General features: G+C 57.1%; 19 protein-coding genes and 1 tRNA gene. 9 read left to right on the top strand and 11 right to left on the bottom strand.

Features of this window, described 5'->3' with window-relative positions; all coding sequences use genetic code 11:
- Positions 1–180 precede the first annotated feature (180 nt).
- Positions 181–639, top strand: a complete 459-nt coding sequence (gene matP / locus ACMGF7_RS23445) for a macrodomain Ter protein MatP (protein ID WP_004928138.1) — start codon at positions 181–183, stop codon at positions 637–639.
- A gap of 102 nt (positions 640–741) precedes the next feature.
- On the opposite strand, the gene ompA is transcribed toward matP, so the two are convergent.
- Together ompA and sulA are read right to left on the bottom strand one after the other, a co-directional pair.
- Entirely contained in the window at positions 742–1,821 is a 1,080-nt protein-coding gene (gene ompA, locus ACMGF7_RS23440) for a porin OmpA (RefSeq protein ID WP_049239724.1), read from the bottom strand.
- A gap of 356 nt (positions 1,822–2,177) precedes the next feature.
- Entirely contained in the window at positions 2,178–2,684 is a 507-nt protein-coding gene (gene sulA / locus ACMGF7_RS23435; RefSeq protein WP_164095244.1) for an SOS-induced cell division inhibitor SulA, read from the bottom strand.
- 229 nt (positions 2,685–2,913) lie between these two features.
- Here sulA and ACMGF7_RS23430 point away from each other — a divergent pair, with 229 nt between their 5' ends.
- Positions 2,914–3,570: a TfoX/Sxy family DNA transformation protein gene (locus ACMGF7_RS23430; protein WP_049239718.1), complete on the top strand. Its 657-nt coding sequence runs from the start codon at positions 2,914–2,916 to the stop codon at positions 3,568–3,570.
- A 4-nt stretch (positions 3,571–3,574) separates the two neighbouring features.
- On the opposite strand, the gene yccS is transcribed toward ACMGF7_RS23430, so the two are convergent.
- Both yccS and ACMGF7_RS23420 read right to left on the bottom strand, forming a co-directional pair.
- The gene (gene yccS, locus ACMGF7_RS23425; protein WP_049239717.1) at positions 3,575–5,710 is read right to left on the bottom strand and encodes a YccS family putative transporter; all 2,136 of its coding nucleotides are present in this window, start codon (positions 5,708–5,710) and stop codon (positions 3,575–3,577) included.
- A 26-nt stretch (positions 5,711–5,736) separates the two neighbouring features.
- Complete coding sequence (locus ACMGF7_RS23420; RefSeq protein ID WP_004928120.1) at positions 5,737–6,189, bottom strand: YccF domain-containing protein; 453 nt, start codon at positions 6,187–6,189, stop codon at positions 5,737–5,739.
- Positions 6,190–6,355: 166 nt separating this feature from the next.
- On the opposite strand from ACMGF7_RS23420, the gene helD reads away from it, so the two are divergent.
- A complete protein-coding gene (gene helD / locus ACMGF7_RS23415) occupies positions 6,356–8,410 on the top strand; it encodes a DNA helicase IV (RefSeq protein WP_131164400.1) in 2,055 nt (684 codons plus the stop codon).
- A 33-nt stretch (positions 8,411–8,443) separates the two neighbouring features.
- Here helD and ACMGF7_RS23410 read toward each other — a convergent pair whose 3' ends face one another.
- Both ACMGF7_RS23410 and ACMGF7_RS23405 read right to left on the bottom strand, forming a co-directional pair.
- Positions 8,444–8,902, bottom strand: coding sequence for a methylglyoxal synthase (locus ACMGF7_RS23410; RefSeq protein ID WP_015377363.1), 459 nt, complete (start codon positions 8,900–8,902; stop codon positions 8,444–8,446).
- Between the two features lie 124 nt (positions 8,903–9,026).
- Positions 9,027–9,692 carry a DUF2057 family protein gene (locus ACMGF7_RS23405; RefSeq protein ID WP_004928109.1) on the bottom strand — a complete coding sequence of 222 codons (666 nt, stop codon included), beginning with the start codon at positions 9,690–9,692 and terminating at the stop codon, positions 9,027–9,029.
- A gap of 256 nt (positions 9,693–9,948) precedes the next feature.
- On the opposite strand from ACMGF7_RS23405, the gene ACMGF7_RS23400 reads away from it, so the two are divergent.
- Positions 9,949–10,362, top strand: coding sequence for a CoA-binding protein (locus tag ACMGF7_RS23400; RefSeq protein ID WP_033633420.1), 414 nt, complete (start codon positions 9,949–9,951; stop codon positions 10,360–10,362).
- 60 nt (positions 10,363–10,422) lie between these two features.
- On the opposite strand, the gene hspQ is transcribed toward ACMGF7_RS23400, so the two are convergent.
- Entirely contained in the window at positions 10,423–10,740 is a 318-nt protein-coding gene (hspQ, locus tag ACMGF7_RS23395; protein ID WP_004928104.1) for a heat shock protein HspQ, read from the bottom strand.
- A 60-nt stretch (positions 10,741–10,800) separates the two neighbouring features.
- The gene (rlmI, locus tag ACMGF7_RS23390; RefSeq protein ID WP_049239715.1) at positions 10,801–11,991 is read right to left on the bottom strand and encodes a 23S rRNA (cytosine(1962)-C(5))-methyltransferase RlmI; all 1,191 of its coding nucleotides are present in this window, start codon (positions 11,989–11,991) and stop codon (positions 10,801–10,803) included.
- Between the two features lie 93 nt (positions 11,992–12,084).
- Here rlmI and yccX point away from each other — a divergent pair, with 93 nt between their 5' ends.
- Positions 12,085–12,363 carry an acylphosphatase gene (yccX, locus tag ACMGF7_RS23385; RefSeq protein ID WP_049239714.1) on the top strand — a complete coding sequence of 93 codons (279 nt, stop codon included), beginning with the start codon at positions 12,085–12,087 and terminating at the stop codon, positions 12,361–12,363.
- A gap of 34 nt (positions 12,364–12,397) precedes the next feature.
- Here yccX and tusE read toward each other — a convergent pair whose 3' ends face one another.
- Positions 12,398–12,727: a sulfurtransferase TusE gene (tusE, locus tag ACMGF7_RS23380; protein ID WP_004928095.1), complete on the bottom strand. Its 330-nt coding sequence runs from the start codon at positions 12,725–12,727 to the stop codon at positions 12,398–12,400.
- 111 nt (positions 12,728–12,838) lie between these two features.
- Positions 12,839–13,498: an FtsH protease modulator YccA gene (gene yccA, locus ACMGF7_RS23375; protein ID WP_004928091.1), complete on the bottom strand. Its 660-nt coding sequence runs from the start codon at positions 13,496–13,498 to the stop codon at positions 12,839–12,841.
- Positions 13,499–13,723: 225 nt separating this feature from the next.
- Here yccA and ACMGF7_RS23370 point away from each other — a divergent pair.
- The 3 genes from ACMGF7_RS23370 to ACMGF7_RS23360 all read left to right on the top strand — a co-directional run bounded on the left by ACMGF7_RS23370 (position 13,724) and on the right by ACMGF7_RS23360 (position 14,624).
- Positions 13,724–13,811: transfer RNA gene (locus tag ACMGF7_RS23370), tRNA-Ser, on the top strand.
- A 228-nt stretch (positions 13,812–14,039) separates the two neighbouring features.
- The gene (locus ACMGF7_RS23365) at positions 14,040–14,255 is read left to right on the top strand and encodes a hypothetical protein (protein WP_016928277.1); all 216 of its coding nucleotides are present in this window, start codon (positions 14,040–14,042) and stop codon (positions 14,253–14,255) included.
- Between the two features lie 54 nt (positions 14,256–14,309).
- Positions 14,310–14,624 (top strand): hypothetical protein, encoded by a 315-nt coding sequence (locus ACMGF7_RS23360; RefSeq protein ID WP_241487032.1) that lies wholly within the window; start codon positions 14,310–14,312, stop codon positions 14,622–14,624.
- 40 nt (positions 14,625–14,664) lie between these two features.
- On the opposite strand, the gene soxR is transcribed toward ACMGF7_RS23360, so the two are convergent.
- Positions 14,665–15,141 (bottom strand): redox-sensitive transcriptional activator SoxR, encoded by a 477-nt coding sequence (gene soxR / locus ACMGF7_RS23355; protein WP_273889958.1) that lies wholly within the window; start codon positions 15,139–15,141, stop codon positions 14,665–14,667.
- Between the two features lie 145 nt (positions 15,142–15,286).
- Between soxR and ACMGF7_RS23350 the strand changes: the two genes are divergently transcribed.
- Positions 15,287–16,372: an efflux RND transporter periplasmic adaptor subunit gene (locus tag ACMGF7_RS23350; protein ID WP_273874615.1), complete on the top strand. Its 1,086-nt coding sequence runs from the start codon at positions 15,287–15,289 to the stop codon at positions 16,370–16,372.
- The last annotated feature ends 4 nt before the right edge of the window (positions 16,373–16,376 follow it).

The raw sequence follows: 16,376 nt of genomic DNA, 5'->3' as shown, positions 1-16,376 counted from the left end.
GGGCGATTATACAAGAATAACGGCGGCTTGATACATGCGGAGTGCCAGTTGGCATCAGGGAGTTTGACATCGCACGGTGACTGTGCAAAAAACAGTCTAAAAGACGGTTTAATTGCCGGGGAAATTCGGCGCAAAGCTGTTATGCTTATTTGAAGTTACGCGGTCACTGAAGAGCTCAAGATGAAATATCAGCAACTGGAAAATCTGGAGAGCGGTTGGAAATGGAAGTACCTGGTGAAGAAGCATCGGGAAGGGGAACTCATTACCCGCTACATTGAAAACAGCGCTGCTCAGGAGGCGGTTAACGAGCTGCTGAAGCTGGAAAATGAGCCGGTAAAGGTACTTGCATGGATTGCCGCTCATATGAATCCGGAACTGGATAACCGGATGAAACAAACGATCCGCGCCCGCCGCAAACGTCATTTTAACGCAGAACATCAGCATACGCGTAAAAAATCTATCGATCTGGAGTTTTTGGTTTGGCAACGATTGGCTGCCTTGGCGCGCCGCCGTGGCGTTACGCTGTCGGAAACCGTCGTGCAGCTTATCGAAGACGCTGAACGCAAAGAAAAGTATGCGAACCAGATGTCGTCGTTGAAAGAAGACTTGAAGGCGATTCTTGGCAAAGATCCCAAGTAAGCGCGTGAGAACGCCCCTATGGAGCCAGGCATTGAATGTTCTGGCAACAAGAGGACGAAAAAAAACCCCGCATTGGCGGGGTTTTTTATTAGGCGAGTAAACTTAGCCCTGAGGCTGAGTTACAACGTCTTTGATACCTTTAACTTCGATCTCTACGCGACGATCTGGTGCCAGGCAAGCGATCTGAGCTTTGGTAGCGCGGCCAGATTTGTAGCCACAGGTGTTGCCAGTAACTGGCTCTGCTTCACCCATACCACGTGCAGAGATTTTGTCTGACGGGATGCCTTTGGAGACCAGGTAGTCAACAACGCTCTGTGCGCGTTGTTCAGACAGTTTCTGGTTGTACTGGTCAGAACCAACGGCGTCGGTGTAACCCAGAACAACTACAGAGCCGTCTTTAGGATCCATAGAGCTCAGCTGGGTGTACAGCTGATCCAGAGCCTGCTGGCCTTCTGCTTTCAGAGTAGATTTGTTGAAGTTGAACAGCACGTCAGACTTCAGAGTGAAACGCTTGGTTTCAACAACTGGAGCTGGAGCCGGAGCTGGTGCTGGAGCAACTACGTCATCCTGACCGAAGCGGTAAGAAACGCCCAGGCTCAGCATGGTGTTGTCTGGACGTGCGCCAACGGTACCTGCGTCACCGATGTTGCTTACGAACTGGTAATCCAGGCGAGTAGCCCAGTTTTTGGTCAGTGCGTATTCAACACCAACAGCAGCCAGCGGAGAAACGCCGGTGTCGTGGTCGCTCAGACGCTGACCAGTACGGCCGTAGTTAGCTTTGGAGTCTGCACGCCATACCATACCACCCAGACGAGTGTAGATGTCCAGATCGTCAGCAATTGGGTAGCTCAGTTTAGCGGCCAGTTGAACGCCCTGCGCTTTGAAAGCACCGTTGTTCACGCTGCCTTTGTAAGGCATGCGGCCGAGCCAGTCATAGCCCAGCTCGAAGCCCAGGTATTGGTTTGCCTGGTAGCCCAGGAACGCGCCGGCACCCAGCTGATCTTTGTGGGTTGGGCCGTTGCCGATACCGTTCTGGTAACCGTTACCGTAGAAACCAGTGTCGTGGTACTGGGACCAGCCCAGTTTAGCACCGGTGTACCAGGTGTTATCTTTTGGAGCGGCTTGCGCTACGGTAGCGAAACCTGCCAGTGCCACTGCTAATGCGATAGCTGTCTTTTTCATTTTGCGCCTCGTTATCATCCAAATAGGCAATGAGCTTTAAAGCTGTTTAAGCCCTTGGTTAAATTCCTTCGCCAAGGTTTAAGCCCTCGTTTGTTACTCGCCAGTTTTTCTGACGTTATAGAGCAACCTTGGCGATGTAAAGTCTACAACGTGGCGCGAAAGTTACAAGTGTGATGTGATAAGGCTCTAAAAAAAAACGCGGAATCGTACATATTTGCTAACATTCTTAGCCTAAAAAAGCGGCGATCCATCGAGCGTTTTTGCCTGCCAAACCGCAGCCGGACTCGCTTTTTGCCTTCCCACGCAAAGGTTCCGCTTAGGGGGTGCGAAAATGATGGGAAAAATCCTAAATTTACTTAATGATACAAAGAAGAGTGAATTTTTAGGGTGGAACAGTGTCCGTGAGTCGGGCTAATGTCACGCTGAGGGCGCATGATAAACCCATAGGCATTACCCAATTCTGCCGCACGTCTTAATTTTAGACGATCCTCCTCCGTTAGCTCGGGCAACCAGCCGAGAACTACGCTGTAATTTCCCGTTTGCAGCGCTTTTTCCATCGCCTCGACCGTATTCACCGGGCTGATCTGGCTCAATTGCACCATTTTATCTACAGGCAGGCCGGATTGCTGCAGCCATTGCTTGCTTAATTTTTGCTGCGGCGTCAGCCACAGAAGCCAGCGAGGCTGCCTGCCCAATTGCAGCAGCAGGGGCAACAGTAATTGGGCCACTGCGGGCTGGCGCTCGTTGTAAACAAGTTCACTGATCAAGCCATTCTCTTTGCCGATATCCGTGTTCTTCGCAACATTGCGCGTTGTATAAGAGCCATGGCCGAAATGAGGTTGGTAGAGTGATTGAGTACGCATAAAGTTCCCGCCTGTCGTGTTACTGTATGTTTATACAGTATCCCTGATTTAGGATAAGATCAACCCAAATTTTCGTAGCGGCTCGCATAATTGCGATCATTTTTTGTACTGGCGGTTTTTGTGATTGGCAGGCGGGCGGATAGTGCGTATTTTTCTAATTAGTTGTTCACGTTACTTTTTTCATTGATGAGAGAAATAATACGGCCAGAACCTAAAAAGGAGGAACGCTATGAAAAGGATGTCGACGAGAAGGATCGCGCAGGCTAAAAATTGCTTTGCGGCGCTGGGCGCTATCACAACACGATCACAGTTTGGCGGCTATGGGCTGCTGGCTGAAGGGATAATGTTTGCGGTAGTAGCGGAAGGGGAATTGTACTTGCGGGCTACGGCGAGCATGGAACCGGCCTTTCGCGCCCGGGGCATGGTCAATATGGTCTATTCCAAGCGCGGTGTGCCCATCACCTTGCGCTATTACTGGGTTGACGAGTCGCTGTGGCGGGAACGCAACGAGCTGGTAGGGTTGGCCTGGCAGGCCATCAGGGAAGCGCGCCGAGAGCAGCGGCTCAAGGCCGGCGATCACGGCAGATTGAAGGCGTTGCCAAATATAGATGTCAACATGGAGCGCTTGCTATGGCGAGCGGGTATTCGCAATGCCTATGACCTGCGGCTGCATGGCGCCAAACGTAGCTATCTTCGCCTGCTGCAACAGCAGACCAATCTGGGGTTGCGCGTGCTGCTGTCGCTGGGCGGCGCGATAGCCGGCTATCATCAGGCGGCATTGCCGACCGAATTGCGCAACGAACTGGTGCGCTGGTTCGATCATACGATGGCTATGCGCCGCCATGGGCATGAGCCAGTAGTTCAGGGCCCATCGAGCGGGCCCTGAATAATTAGGTTGCCTTATTGATTTGGGTATGGAGTGCGGTGAGTTCCGGCAGCAGCTCGAGCATTAGCCCCACCTGCTGCAAAACCAACTGTTCTTTGCTTTCAGGTTCCGGAACGGCTGTGCGAATGCGCTCCGCCAGTTGTTCCAGCGCTTGCGCAATACGCTGGCTGTTCCGTTCTTCCTGATGCAAGGCGCCGTCCACGTAACACACGGCATCATTGAGCAGATCGAGTGTGGCAGGGGTATTCAACCGCTCGCGGTGCGCCCCCAACGCCGAGATATAACTCAGGAGAGTGTGGTTCAGGCAGAGCAGACGGAAGGCGGCTTCCTGCAACGCCTTGTCGGCCTTGGGATCGGCGGACATGTTGGAGATGACCGAAGCCAGTTCGGCATCGCTGTTGTGGGCATCTCGCCGCGCGATGCGGTAAGCGAGCCCGTTATCCTTACCCTGATGATATTGCACCAGAATGGCGTCCAGATAGCGACAGTTGGCATTCAGCGTTTTATCCACCACCGCCGGCAGCTGGCGGAACTTCCAGTCCGGCCAGATAAAGCTGACCGCCGCCCAGGCGATGGCGCAACCCAACAAGGTATCGTAAACGCGCGGGGCTGCTACTTCGAAACCTTCACCCAACAGGTTAAAGCACAGCAACACAAGCAGCGTGATGAACATCGTTGCATGGGCATACTGTACGGTGCGAAAAGCGAAGAACAGGACACCGGTGATGACGATCAACACCAGTTGTCCTTCTACGGAAGGCACGAAATAGAGGATTGGCAGGCCAATCAGGATACCGGCCAGAGTGCCGATGATGCGCAGCGCCAGGCGCCGGCGGGTCGCGTTGTAGTTCGGTTGGCAGACGAACAGGCTGGTCAACAGGATCCAGTAACCGTGTTGCATGCCGGTGAACTGGATGAAGGCGTAACCCACGCACAGCACTACCGACATGCGGATCGCATGGCGGAACAGGGCAGACTGCGGCGTCAAATGGCGGCTGATGCGCAGTCGGATGTCGCTCCAGCCGGTTAAGCGATCGTCGGCCAGGCTGTTCTCTTCCGCCTGCCCGCTGGCCAGCGTCTGCTCTGACTCGATATTGGCCAGCTGCGCATCGATCGCATGCAGATTTTTCAGCAGGTGCGCCAGCGCTTTGGTTTGCTCTGAATTGCCCTGGGTTTCGGTTATGCGTGCCAAGGCCTCCTGAATGCGGCTGAAGGCTGGCTCAAAACGCGGGTTGTGCTGGTATTTTTGCCGCAGCAGGATCGATTGTGCCAGCTGGCGGCAGGCGCGCGCCTGCATGCTCAGCAAACGCTGGAAGCGGAATAAAATATCGCTGTGACGGAATTGCCGGCTGAGCGCGTGGTACTGAACATGGGAAGAGCTGGCGCGTTCGTGGATATCCTGCGCGACAAAATAGTAGTGCAAGGTGCGGCGGGTGCCGCGTTGGCCGCGATCGCCTTTCAGGCGCGTCAGCAGCGAGGCTTTGGTCTGGTTCAGCAACGCGACCAACGCGCTGTTGGCCATCGCGACATCCATCCATGGCAGGTCGGCGTCGCGTTCGGCGTCGGGATCGAACAGGTTGGCCTTGGCATCCAGATAGTTGGCCAGCTGCTCGTAGCAGCGCGCCAGGTTCTCTTGCAGCGGCCGGATAGGGAACAGCAGGTGGCCCGCCAGCGTCAGCAGGTTATACCACAGCGCGCCGATCACCAGCAGCAGCGGTTGCTGATACCAGGCATCGTACATGGCGGTGCCGAGCATGGTGTAAACCGCGATCAGCAGCGCGCCGAAGGCGATGGTGGCGTAACGTTGCCCTAAGGCGCCCAGCAGGATAAAACCGCAGGTTGAGGTGGTTAAGCCAAGGGCGAACAACCAGGGATAGGGGAACAGCAGTTCGATTGAAGCGGAGGCGACAAAGAAGCACACCAACGTGATCAGCAGGTTACGTAACCTGCCGGCCAGGCGGTCGTCCAAATCGGTCAGTGCCGCTGCCACCACGCCCAGCGTCAGCGGGATAGTCAGCTTGGGAATGCCCAGCCACCAGGGAACGGCGGTGGTGCCGATCAGCGCAATAAGAATGCGCAGGTGGTACAGCAGATTGCTGTTGTAGGTATAACGACGTACTGCGGGTGCAAAAGAGAGCACAAAAAACTCCTCAAACGGAGAAAAAATTAACGCTGATGATAGTGGCGGCGAGCATTCTCAATACGCGCTTGCTGAGCCATTTCTACCGAGACGACGCGGCGCCCCACCGGCCACAGCGCGATGGCGGCTATTTTGAAATTGGCGATACCGACCGGAATGCCGATGATTGAAACGCATTGCACGATACCGGCGGCGATGTGTGACAGGCACAGCCACCAGCCGAACAGAACCAGCCAGATAATGTTGAGCAGTGAGCCGCCGGCGGAGAGCAGCGCATTGCTTTTCTCCGGGTACAGTTCATCGACATGTATCGCCTCGTTGCCAAACGGCACCAGCGACAGCTTGGTGATTTCCCAGCAGGAGCGAGTGAGCGGCAGCGTGATGACCAGCAGCACGCTGAACACTGTCGCAATGAGCCAGCCTAGCGTGGTGAAGAAACCGCCCAACACAAAATTAAGAATATTCAGTACAGTACGCATAGACGTCATTCTGCTCTAATGATAGCCAAACCGCGATGCGGGCGTATTCACGATAAAAACGCAAAATCTATTCTACCCTTTTTTTAGCGCTAGAGTGCCACTGCTTATCGCAGGTAAACTGGCAGATATCCGTTATTTACTCTCAACATAGTCATGGCGCGACGATATGGAACTTAAAGCGACATCGCTGGGGAAACACCTGGCTCAGCACCCTTATAACCGTGTGCGGTTGCTGCACGCCGGCGTTGAGGTGAGCGGGGAAAAACATGAATACCTGATCCCCTTCAATCAACTGATTCAGGTCAGGTGCAAGCGCGGCATCGTCTGGGGCGAGCTGGAATTTGAATTGCCGGACGAAAAAGTGGTGCGGCTGCACGGCACCGAATGGCAGGAAACGCAGCGTTTTTATCACTATCTGCAGCAGGCGTGGCAGCACTGGAGCGCCGAAATGAGTGAGGTCAGCGCCGGCGTGCTGCAACAGCAGGTGGCGCAGATTCAGCGCATTGAGCAGCAAGATAAATGGTTCAAAAAGTCTGAGCTGGGCAAGCTGCAGCAGCAAATTCGTGAGGCTTTCTCCGCGCTGCCGATGCCGGTAGCGCGCCTGGATGAATTCGATAACTGCCGGGCCGATTACCATCTGTGTCTGCAATGGCTGCAGCAGGGGCAACGCAGCGTTGAACAACGCAACCGGCAGTGGACCGATCGCATGCTGGAGCAACATCACGACTTCTTCCAGACCGTCGAGAGCTCGCCGCTCAACGACGCCCAGAGCCGGGCGGTGGTCAATGGCGAGGATTCCGTGCTGGTGTTGGCCGGCGCCGGCAGCGGCAAAACGTCGGTGCTGGTGGCGCGCGCCGGCTGGCTGCTGCGCCGTCAGGAGGCGGAGCCGGGGCAAATCTTGCTGTTGGCGTTCGGCCGCCAGGCCGCCGGCGAGATGAACGACCGCATCAAAGAACGTTTGGGCGATGTCGGCATTCAGGCCAAGACCTTCCATGCCTTGGCGCTGCAAATCATTCAACAAGGCAGCCGCAAAGCGCCGGCCATCAGCCGGTTGGAAACCGATGCCAACGCGCGCAAAGCGCTGCTGATTACCCATTGGCGCCAACAGTGCGCGGAGAAGAAAGCCCAGGCCAAGGGGTGGCGTCAATGGTTGACTGAGGAGCTGGAATGGGAAGTGCCGGAAGGCGACTTCTGGCAAGATAAACGCCTCGCGGATCGCCTGGCGGGCCGGCTCGAGCGGTGGCTGGGGTTGATGCGCATGCACGGCGGCAGCCAGGCGGAAATGATTGAGCAGGCGGATGAAGAAATCCGCGATCTGTTTTCAAAACGCATCCGGCTGATGGCGCCGCTGCTGAAAGCCTGGAAAAGCGCCTTGAAAGAGGAAGGGGCGGTAGACTTCTCCGGCCTGATCCATCAGGCAGTCAACATTCTCGACAAGGGGCGCTTCGTCAGCCCGTGGAAACATATTCTGGTCGACGAATTTCAGGATATCTCACCGCAGCGTGCGTTATTGCTGGCGGCATTGCGCCGACAGAACAAGCAGACCTGCCTGTTTGCGGTGGGGGATGACTGGCAGGCGATTTATCGCTTCAGTGGCGCAGAGTTGACGTTAACCACGGCTTTTGCCACCCACTTCGGCGAAGGGGCGCAGTGCGCGCTGGACACGACTTATCGCTTCAACGAACGTATCGGCGAGGTGGCCAACCGGTTCGTGCAGCAGAATCCGCACCAGCTGAAAAAACCGCTCAACAGCCTGAGCAAGGGCAATAAAAAGTCGGTGGCGATCCTGCCGCACGAGCAGTTGGAACCCTTACTGGACAAGCTGAGCGGCTACGCCAAGCCGGATGAACGCATTCTGGTGCTGGCGCGTTACCATCATTTGAAACCGGAAGCGTTGGCGAAAGCGGCCACCCGCTGGCCTAAACTGAATCTGGAGTTTATGACCATCCACGCCAGCAAGGGGCAGCAGGCGGAATACGTCATCATTGCCGGTTTGCATGAGGGGCGTGACGGTTTCCCCGCCGTGGCGCGCGAGTCGGTGTTGGAAGAGGTGCTACTGCCGCGGCCGGAGGATTTCCCGGATGCCGAAGAACGCCGTCTGCTGTATGTCGCGTTAACTCGCGCTAAACATCAGGTATGGCTGTTGCAGGATCGTGAGCACCCTTCGGTATTCGTTGAACACCTGCAGGATCTTGGCGTACCGGTGCAGAAAAAACCGTAAGCTCGGGCCTGGCGGCAGCCAGGCCGTGAGGAACTACTTCAGGCGGTCTTGCAGGTAGCGCTGATAGTCGGGGATAGCGATCTCCACCTCGCTTTTGAACAGCGGAGAGTCGATCAGAAAGTCCGCGGTCGAGCGGTTGGTGGCCACCGGAATATTCCATACGGTCGCCAGCCGTAGCAGCGCCTTCACGTCCGGATCGTGCGGCACCGCGTTCAACGGATCCCAGAAGAAGATCAGCATGTCTATCTTGCCTTCCGCAATCAGTGCGCCAACCTGCTGATCGCCGCCCATCGGGCCACTCAGCATGCTGGTGACGGGAATGCCGCTGGCGCGTTGTATCAGGTTGCCGGTCGTACCGGTGGCGTACAGCTGATGCTGCGCCAGAATAGTCTTGTGGCTTTCTACCCACTCCAACAGGGCCTGTTTACGGTGATCGTGCGCCACCAGCGCAATGTGTTTGCGCGCGGCGATAGTGCGGGTAGTCAATTCCATCTCAGTGTCCTTCGCTAATCGGGGGGATGTGCGACAGATTACTGAAACTGTTTTTCACTGCCTAGCGTTTGCGCCTGAAAATGCGAAGAAAAGGCGCCTTTGCGGGGAAAGACGCCGGGAGGGATCAGCGAATCGGTTGTTTATTGGCCCAGCGCAGGAAGCGCTTCTGTGTTTCCTTGTCGGCCTGTTGGAACCAGTATTGCAACATCTGTTCCGACACGTTTTCACCTTTCAACGTCACCGTCGGGGCATTCAGCGGTGCGCCGGCCAACGCGGGGGTTGAGGGATTGCCTGCGTTCGCCTGCACAAAGGTCGGAACGGAGGCTGGGCGGTTCTGGCGGTTGTAATCGGTCATCACCTTTTCCAAATCGGTATTGAAGGTGACGCTGTCGGGATGCAGCGCATCATGCCGGAATGGCAAGGCGTTGCCGTCTTTATCGACCACCAGATAATTTAACGTTCTGTCAAAGCGTTGCGCATCACGATCGTTCTCGATGCGCGGCAGTTCGATCGCCACTTGGCTGATCTTTTGCGTATTGAAGCTGGCAACCAGCGGCAGGGAGGTATAGGCCTGTGTATGCTGGCCGGAACGTACGGTTTTGGTCACTTTAAACAGCAACTGGTGCTGCCCGCCATCCAGTTCAAGGCTGTCGGCACCTTTTAACAACGAACCTGTCATTTTCTTGCCGTCGACCACCAGCAGGTCGATGTCCGGGGAGAGTTTCAGGGTCGTAGCCGCGGCAGGCATACTGATGCTGAGCAACGCCGCAACCACCAGACCAAATTTCATCATTATCTCCTTATAAAGTGACGTAGCTCTAAGTGTTGAACACGGCATAGGTTGTGTCAAAATTTTTCAATCGGGTATTTTGTTTACATTTTTACATATTTTATCGCGATTAGACACGACCGTGCGCAGCTGAACCGCGACAGCCTCTGACCATAAGATTGCGGTGAAGTTTCCTTCGCATTAGCGTTTAACCGAGCGAATGCCGATCGGTTACACTCGAAATGGAAAGTGACGCAGTGATAAACGGGAGTTGAAGATGCAAGATCAAGAGATTGTTGAGTTGTTGCAGCAGGTGAAAACCATCGCGCTGGTCGGCGCCAGCGATAACCCGTCGCGGCCCAGTTATGGTGTGATGGCATATCTGTTGGCACAAGGGTATCAGGTGATCCCGGTCAGCCCAAAACTGGCGGGGCAGACGCTGCTGGGGCAGCAGGTTTACCCTACGCTGGCCGCTATCCCACAGCCGGTGGATATGGTTGACGTGTTTCGCAATTCGGAGGCGGCTTACGGCGTGGCGCAAGAGGCGATAGCGATCGGCGCCAGGGCGCTGTGGTTGCAGATAGGGGTGATCAACGATCAGGCGGCAGCGCTGGCGCAACAGGCTGGGCTGCGCGTAGTGATGGATCGCTGCCCGAAAATAGAAATCCCGCGTTTAGGGCTGGAGCGCTAAATAAAAAAAGGGCCTGGCACGATGCCGGGCCCTCTCGGGGTTTCTCAGGTCTTGGCGCGGTCAATTGCGCAAACGTGGCGCCTGTAACTGGTGACGGATGGATTCCGCCAGTTCATCCAGCGATGGTTGTTCGGGATGCGCTTCCTGGGGCTCGCCATCCAGCTGCGCTTCCGCCAGATAGGTGTGCACCGGTTGGCCTTCCTCGTCTTCCATCACCACGTGGTACCAAGGGGCGGAACGCAGTTCGTCGTTCGCCGCTATCTCGTCAGCTTTGGGTTGTTCTAAAGAGTATTCCGGGTCGATATCGATAACGACCCCCAAATACCCCAGCAGTTTATGCCTAACCTGTTGTCCGATACCGAATTTGCTGGCAATCATGATGACCTCCTGAGAAACAATGCCTTGCTCATATATGGGGGCAAGGCAGCGCATTTCAAGTTACATCACCCGACAAGCGAAGCCTTTCAGATACAGCCCCTCAGGATACGTGGCGATCACCGGGTGATCGGCAGCCTGGCGGAACTGCTCTATAAATTGTACATCACGTCCGGCATCTACAGCGGCATCGGCCAAAATTTTCTGGAACAGGTCGGTCGGCATCAGGCCGGAGCAGGAGAAGCTGAGCAGAATGCCGCCTGGATTCAGCAACTGCAGCGCCAGCATGTTGATGTCTTTGTAGCCGCGGCAGGCGCTGGCCAGCTGATTCTTGTTCTCGACGAATTTCGGCGGATCCATGATGATCAGATCGAATTTTTCGCCTTGAGCGCGGTAGTTGCGCAGCAGCTGGAACACGTCATCGCGAACGAACTCCGCCTTGTTCAGATCCAGTCTGTTGAGTTCGACGTTCTGTTTGGCGATGTCCAGCGCCGCCTGCGAGGTATCCACGCTGATCACCTGCGCGCAGCCGCCCATCAGAGCGGAAACGGCGAAGGCGCCGGTGTAGGAGAAGCAGTTCAGCACTCGGCGGCCGGCAGAGTAGTTCCGCGCCGCCAGGCGGCTGTCGCGTTGGTCGAGGTAGAAACCGGTCTTGTGCCCTTGCTGAATGTCCACCAGCAGCTTCATGCCGTGTTCAGCGATCGGCAGCAGTTCCGGCGGCAAATCGCCCAGCACCAGGCCCTGCGCCAGCGGCAGGCCTTCTTTTTTACGCACCGCAACGTCGGAGCGATCGTAAATCGAACATTCCGGGTAGCAATGCTGCAGGGCGGAAAGCAGGGCCGGGCGCTGGTATTCGGCACCGGCGGACAGCAGCTGCAGCACCAGGAAATTCTGGAAGCGATCGATAGTGATGCCCGGCAGGCCGTCGGACTCGCCGGCGATCAGGCGGTATCCGTCCAGACCGTCACGCTGCGCGACCCAGTCGCGCCAGCTTTGCGCTTGCTGCAGGCGGCGAATGAAGAAATCGATGTTAATCTCTTCATCCTGCTGGAAAGTCCAGACGCGTGCGCGGATCTGCGACTCGGGCGAATAGGCGCCGCGCGCCAGCCACTTGCCCTGGCTGTCGAGGATATCGATGGTTTCACCGGAGAGGGCTTTACCCTCAACACGTTGAACGGCGCCGGAGAACACCCAAGGGTGGCGACGGAGTAAGGACTTTTCACGTCCTTTGGCGAGAAACAGGCGTACGGTCATAATTAATAATGCTGCCAGCTAGGATAGAAAGAGTGACATGGCGGTGCAAAGGCACGGCAATGCCATAATGAAAACTGAATTAAGGGGGCGATTATGACACAAGTTTGCATTGCTGCGTATGTGTATGGCGTGGTGCAGGGGGTAGGGTTCCGCTATTCCACTCAGCGGCAGGCCGAGGCGTTGGGGGTGACCGGCTATGCGCGCAATCTCGATGACGGCAGCGTTCAGGTGGTGGCCTGCGGCACACAGGCGCAGGTGGATAAGCTGGTGGAGTGGTTGAAACAGGGCGGCCCGCGCAGCGCGCGCGTTGAACGCGTGCTGGTGGAACCGCAGGGGGGGGCCGATTACGCCGGGTTTGGCATTCGCTATTAAATGCTCGCCTGCAGCGGCGCTGCGGGCGGCGCGGTCAGATGCATTTCACCGGTTTCGGCAAGCCGGCGATTTTGGTGGCTTGTTTGGCCGGCCCTTTCGGGAACAGGCGATACAGATAGCGGCTGTTGCCTTTTTCTTCGCCGTATTTCTGCGCCATGGCTTTGACCAGCATGCGAATAGCCGGCGACGTATTGAATTCCTGATAGAAGTCGCGCACGAAGCGCACCACTTCCCAGTGTGCTTCGGTGAGCACGATCTCTTCCTGCGCGGCCAGCAGCGGCGCCAGGCCCTCATGCCAGTCGGCGCTGTTTTTCAGATAGCCCTGCGCGTCAGTGTCGATAACCTGACCTTCAAACTCCAACATACTGCCTCGATAACGGATAATTCGGAACGGCCGCCAGTTTAGCAAATTTTTTCGGCCGCAAAAAACAAAGCCCCGCCGGAGCGGGGCCTGGAAGACATGCGTAACGCGCGATCAGTTGCTGCGGGCGAAGCCCAGAATGCTCAACAGGCTGATGAACATGTTGTAGAGCGACACGTACAGGCTAACGGTGGCGCGAATGTAGTTGGTCTCGCCGCCGTGAATGATGTTGCTGGTTTCCCACAGGATCGCGCCGGCGGAGAACAGGATGAACAGCGCGCTGATAGCAAGGTGCAGAGCAGGGATCTGCAGGAACAGGTTGGCGATCACCGCCACCAGCAGCACCACAAAACCGGCCATCATCATGCCGGACAGGAACGACATGTCTTTACGGGTGGTCAGCACATACGCCGAGCAGCAGAAGAACACCGCGGCGGTGCCGCCCAGCGCCAGCATGATCAGATCGCCCGCGCCCGCGTTCAGGAACGAACTGAGGATCGGGCCGAGGGCGTATCCCATGAAACCGGTCAGCGCGAAAGCCGCCAGAATGCCCGCCGGGCTGTTGGCCAGTTTATGGGTCAGGAACATCAGGCCGTAGAAACCGACCAGCATCAGCAACAAGCCTGGCGCAGGCAGACCCAACATTGTACTGGCGGTCGCGGTCAGGGCTGAGAAAGCCAGGGTCAGGGATAACAGGAAATAGGTGTTGCGCAGGACTTTATGCGTGCTGAGCAGCGAGTCGCGCGAAGATGATGAGACGACAATGCGGTCCATAATGCTCTCTCTTATCAGGCCATCACAAAATAATCCCGATGATAGGCAGCGCAAGGGCTTGATTAAAGTTTGTTTACCAATCTTTACCCTTAGTTATCATTATGGCAACAGCGGGGTGGGTGTTCGTTTGATCGCCGCTTGCTTTGCCTGCGGCGATTTTTCGCGCGGTTGAACGCGTTCGGGCTTTACAAGCGAATAAGGTCTGTTTATAGTGCGCGTCGTTGCGGAGGGGTGGCCGAGTGGCTGAAGGCAACGGTCTTGAAAACCGTCGACGGGAAACCGTTCCAGAGTTCGAATCTCTGCTCCTCCGCCATACATTCTGACCCCGTGCTCTCTGAGCACGGGGTTTTTTGCTTTTGCGTGCGGATAAACCGGGGCGCTTCTGCAGGAAACGCGATCGGCTATTGATAAGGGCCATGCGTCGGTGAGATTATGCACCTATCAAGGTCGGCCGCTCGGATGCCTGCTGTTGCCAGGCGTGACCGCTGCGACAAGCAACGCCGCCTTATCAATTTTGCTTAATGCTCTTATGGAGACAGAGATGAACTGGTATCAAGTCGCCTTATGGACCATGATCTTTTTGAAGTCCGGCGCTTTCCTGGTGTTCGTATGGTGGTGGATGTTCAAACGCGCGACCAAACCTTATGTCCGCCCGCAAGACGTTGTGGTGGACGACACGCCGTACGATGAGAACCTCACAATGGAAGAGGTGATGAAAAACCATGGCATCGTCCGCACGGATATGTCGGTAAAATAGTCCTCCCGCCTCCCCAACCGTTATCTGGGGCGTGTTTGCCAAGAGCGCGCCCCCTTGTGTTTCTTCGCTGCCTCTCTGCTCACCCTCAACGCCGGCCTGACGGTCAGGTTGCCCAAAATGGGCGTGGCGCAGGTGGTGAATGACAACCAACCCGGCTACACGCCGTTCTCGCTGAACATCAGCTGCCAGAACATGCAGCAGGAAGACATTGCCGACCGCGCCACCTCACTGTTTCACGTCGCCGCCGGCGGCAGCCTGAACAGTCATTTCATCATCGGCATGGGCGCTTATTATTACCCTTATCAGCGTGATGGCGTGACGCAGGGGGAAATTAACACCTCGGCCACGTTGAACATCATCTATCCCTGAGAGGAATGGGCTGGGAAGCTCCAGTGAGCCGCCGTCTCGCTCATCGGTCCTTTCCGGCGCCATGTTCGAGAATCTGTGCGCCGGCGCCCTGTTGGCCCAAAATATCGTTTGGGTTGCGCAGCGGGCAGTCGGCGAGCGACAGGCAGCCGCAGCCGATGCAGCTGTCGAGATGGTCGCGCAGCACCGTTAGCCGTTGAATGCGCTCATCGAGCGTTTTGCGCCAGGCGGAGGACAAAAGCCCCCATTGTTCTGAGGTCAGCTTGCTGCCGCCGGGAAAGCGGCCCAGCGTGGCGCGGATCTCCTCCAGCGGAATGCCCGCGCTTTGCGCGATCTTGATCACCGCGATGTAGCGCAACACCACCGGCGTGTAGCGGCGCTGGTTACCGGCGTTGCGCGTTGCCTGAATCAATCCCTTGCTTTCGTAAAAGTGCAACGTGGATACCGCCACGCCGCTGCGCTTCGCCACTTCCCCAACGGTCAATAGCCGATAGGTGTTAATCGGTTCATTTCTTGCCATTCCACGTTCCTCGGCTTGACCTAAAGTTAACCTGAGGTTTTATAGTGCAGCCAGCCGGGCTTGGCAACCGGCATCTTTCGTCACCCGCCTGCGCTGCGTCGGGGGAAGGGTGGCTTTGGCTGTAAAATCAGGAAGAAACCGTTACATGATGAAACGATACCTCATTATTGCCGCGCTGCTGGCGGCGCTCGCCGTCGCTGCGGTAGCGATGCGATCCACCGCCCGGCAAAGCGAAGGCGCGCCGGCCTATCCGCCGGTGAAAGTGGCGCTGGCGCCCGCCCTGCGTGAACAGGCGGCGCGCAGTTACGCCGGCGTAGGCGAGCTGGAGGCGGCCAGTCAGGTGGAAGTGGCGGCAGAGACCAGCGGCCGCATCACGCGCATCCTGTTCGAATCCGGCCAAACGGTACGGCAGGGGCAACTGCTGGTGCAGCTCAACGATGCGGTCGAGCAGGCTGAGCTGGTGCGCCTGCAGGCGCAGCTGCGCAATGCCGATCTGCTGCTGGCGCGCATGCGCAAGCTGATGAACCTCAACGCCACCGCGCGGCAGCAGTTGGACGATGCGCTGGCCGAACGGGATATGGCGCTCGGTGCGGTGCAGGAAACGCAGGCCAAAATCGCGCAAAAGGCGATCCGCGCGCCGTTCTCCGGCGTCATCGGCATTCGCCGCGTGCATGAAGGGCAATACCTCAACGCCGCCGAGGCGGTGGCCAATCTGGTGGATGCCGATACGCTGCGGGTCAATTTCTCGCTGGACGAACAAAGCAGCGCCGGACTGGCGTTGGGCCAGGCGGTGTCGGTGCAGGTCGGCGCCTATCCCGAGCGCGCTTTCCCCGCCGTTATTACCGCTATCGATCCGATGATCGGCAAATCCCGCACCGTGCAGGTGCAGGCGACGTTGACTAACCGCCAGGGATTGCTGAAGGCCGGCATGTACGCCGGCATTCGCGTCACGCAGCAACAGCGCGTGGCGGTGCTGACGGTGCCGGAAACGGCGCTGACCTATACGGCGTACGGCGATACCGTGTTCGTCGCGCAGCAGGGTGAAAAGGGCATGACGGTCAAGCGCGTCTCGGTCACCGTGGGCGAACGCAATGACGGGCGCGTCGAGATCGTCAGCGGCCTGCAGGAAGGCGAGCGGGTGGTGACTTCGGGCCAGCTCAAACTGAGCGACGGCATGGCGGCCGAGCCGGTGGCGCAGGATGCTCTGAGCGCCGCCCAGGCCGGTTCCTGAGGAG

This window comes from Serratia sp. BNK-17, from assembly GCF_048684935.1.
Lineage (GTDB): Bacteria > Pseudomonadota > Gammaproteobacteria > Enterobacterales > Enterobacteriaceae > Serratia > Serratia nematodiphila.
The sequence above is the reverse complement of the archived record's forward strand: the minus strand, read 5'-3'. Positions and strand labels throughout refer to the sequence as shown.

Excerpts from the sequence above, each read along its gene's own strand:
- matP (WP_004928138.1), top strand. The coding sequence starts at position 181 with ATGAAATATCAGCAACTGGAAAATCTGGAGAGCGGTTGGAAATGGAAG.
- ompA (WP_049239724.1), bottom strand. The coding sequence starts at position 1,821 with ATGAAAAAGACAGCTATCGCATTAGCAGTGGCACTGGCAGGTTTCGCT.
- sulA (WP_164095244.1), bottom strand. The coding sequence starts at position 2,684 with ATGCGTACTCAATCACTCTACCAACCTCATTTCGGCCATGGCTCTTAT.
- ACMGF7_RS23430 (WP_049239718.1), top strand. The coding sequence starts at position 2,914 with ATGAAAAGGATGTCGACGAGAAGGATCGCGCAGGCTAAAAATTGCTTT.
- ACMGF7_RS23420 (WP_004928120.1), bottom strand. The coding sequence starts at position 6,189 with ATGCGTACTGTACTGAATATTCTTAATTTTGTGTTGGGCGGTTTCTTC.
- helD (WP_131164400.1), top strand. The coding sequence starts at position 6,356 with ATGGAACTTAAAGCGACATCGCTGGGGAAACACCTGGCTCAGCACCCT.
- ACMGF7_RS23410 (WP_015377363.1), bottom strand. The coding sequence starts at position 8,902 with ATGGAATTGACTACCCGCACTATCGCCGCGCGCAAACACATTGCGCTG.
- ACMGF7_RS23405 (WP_004928109.1), bottom strand. The coding sequence starts at position 9,692 with ATGAAATTTGGTCTGGTGGTTGCGGCGTTGCTCAGCATCAGTATGCCT.
- ACMGF7_RS23400 (WP_033633420.1), top strand. The coding sequence starts at position 9,949 with ATGCAAGATCAAGAGATTGTTGAGTTGTTGCAGCAGGTGAAAACCATC.
- hspQ (WP_004928104.1), bottom strand. The coding sequence starts at position 10,740 with ATGATTGCCAGCAAATTCGGTATCGGACAACAGGTTAGGCATAAACTG.
- rlmI (WP_049239715.1), bottom strand. The coding sequence starts at position 11,991 with ATGACCGTACGCCTGTTTCTCGCCAAAGGACGTGAAAAGTCCTTACTC.
- yccX (WP_049239714.1), top strand. The coding sequence starts at position 12,085 with ATGACACAAGTTTGCATTGCTGCGTATGTGTATGGCGTGGTGCAGGGG.
- tusE (WP_004928095.1), bottom strand. The coding sequence starts at position 12,727 with ATGTTGGAGTTTGAAGGTCAGGTTATCGACACTGACGCGCAGGGCTAT.
- yccA (WP_004928091.1), bottom strand. The coding sequence starts at position 13,498 with ATGGACCGCATTGTCGTCTCATCATCTTCGCGCGACTCGCTGCTCAGC.
- ACMGF7_RS23365 (WP_016928277.1), top strand. The coding sequence starts at position 14,040 with ATGAACTGGTATCAAGTCGCCTTATGGACCATGATCTTTTTGAAGTCC.
- soxR (WP_273889958.1), bottom strand. The coding sequence starts at position 15,141 with ATGGCAAGAAATGAACCGATTAACACCTATCGGCTATTGACCGTTGGG.
- ACMGF7_RS23350 (WP_273874615.1), top strand. The coding sequence starts at position 15,287 with ATGATGAAACGATACCTCATTATTGCCGCGCTGCTGGCGGCGCTCGCC.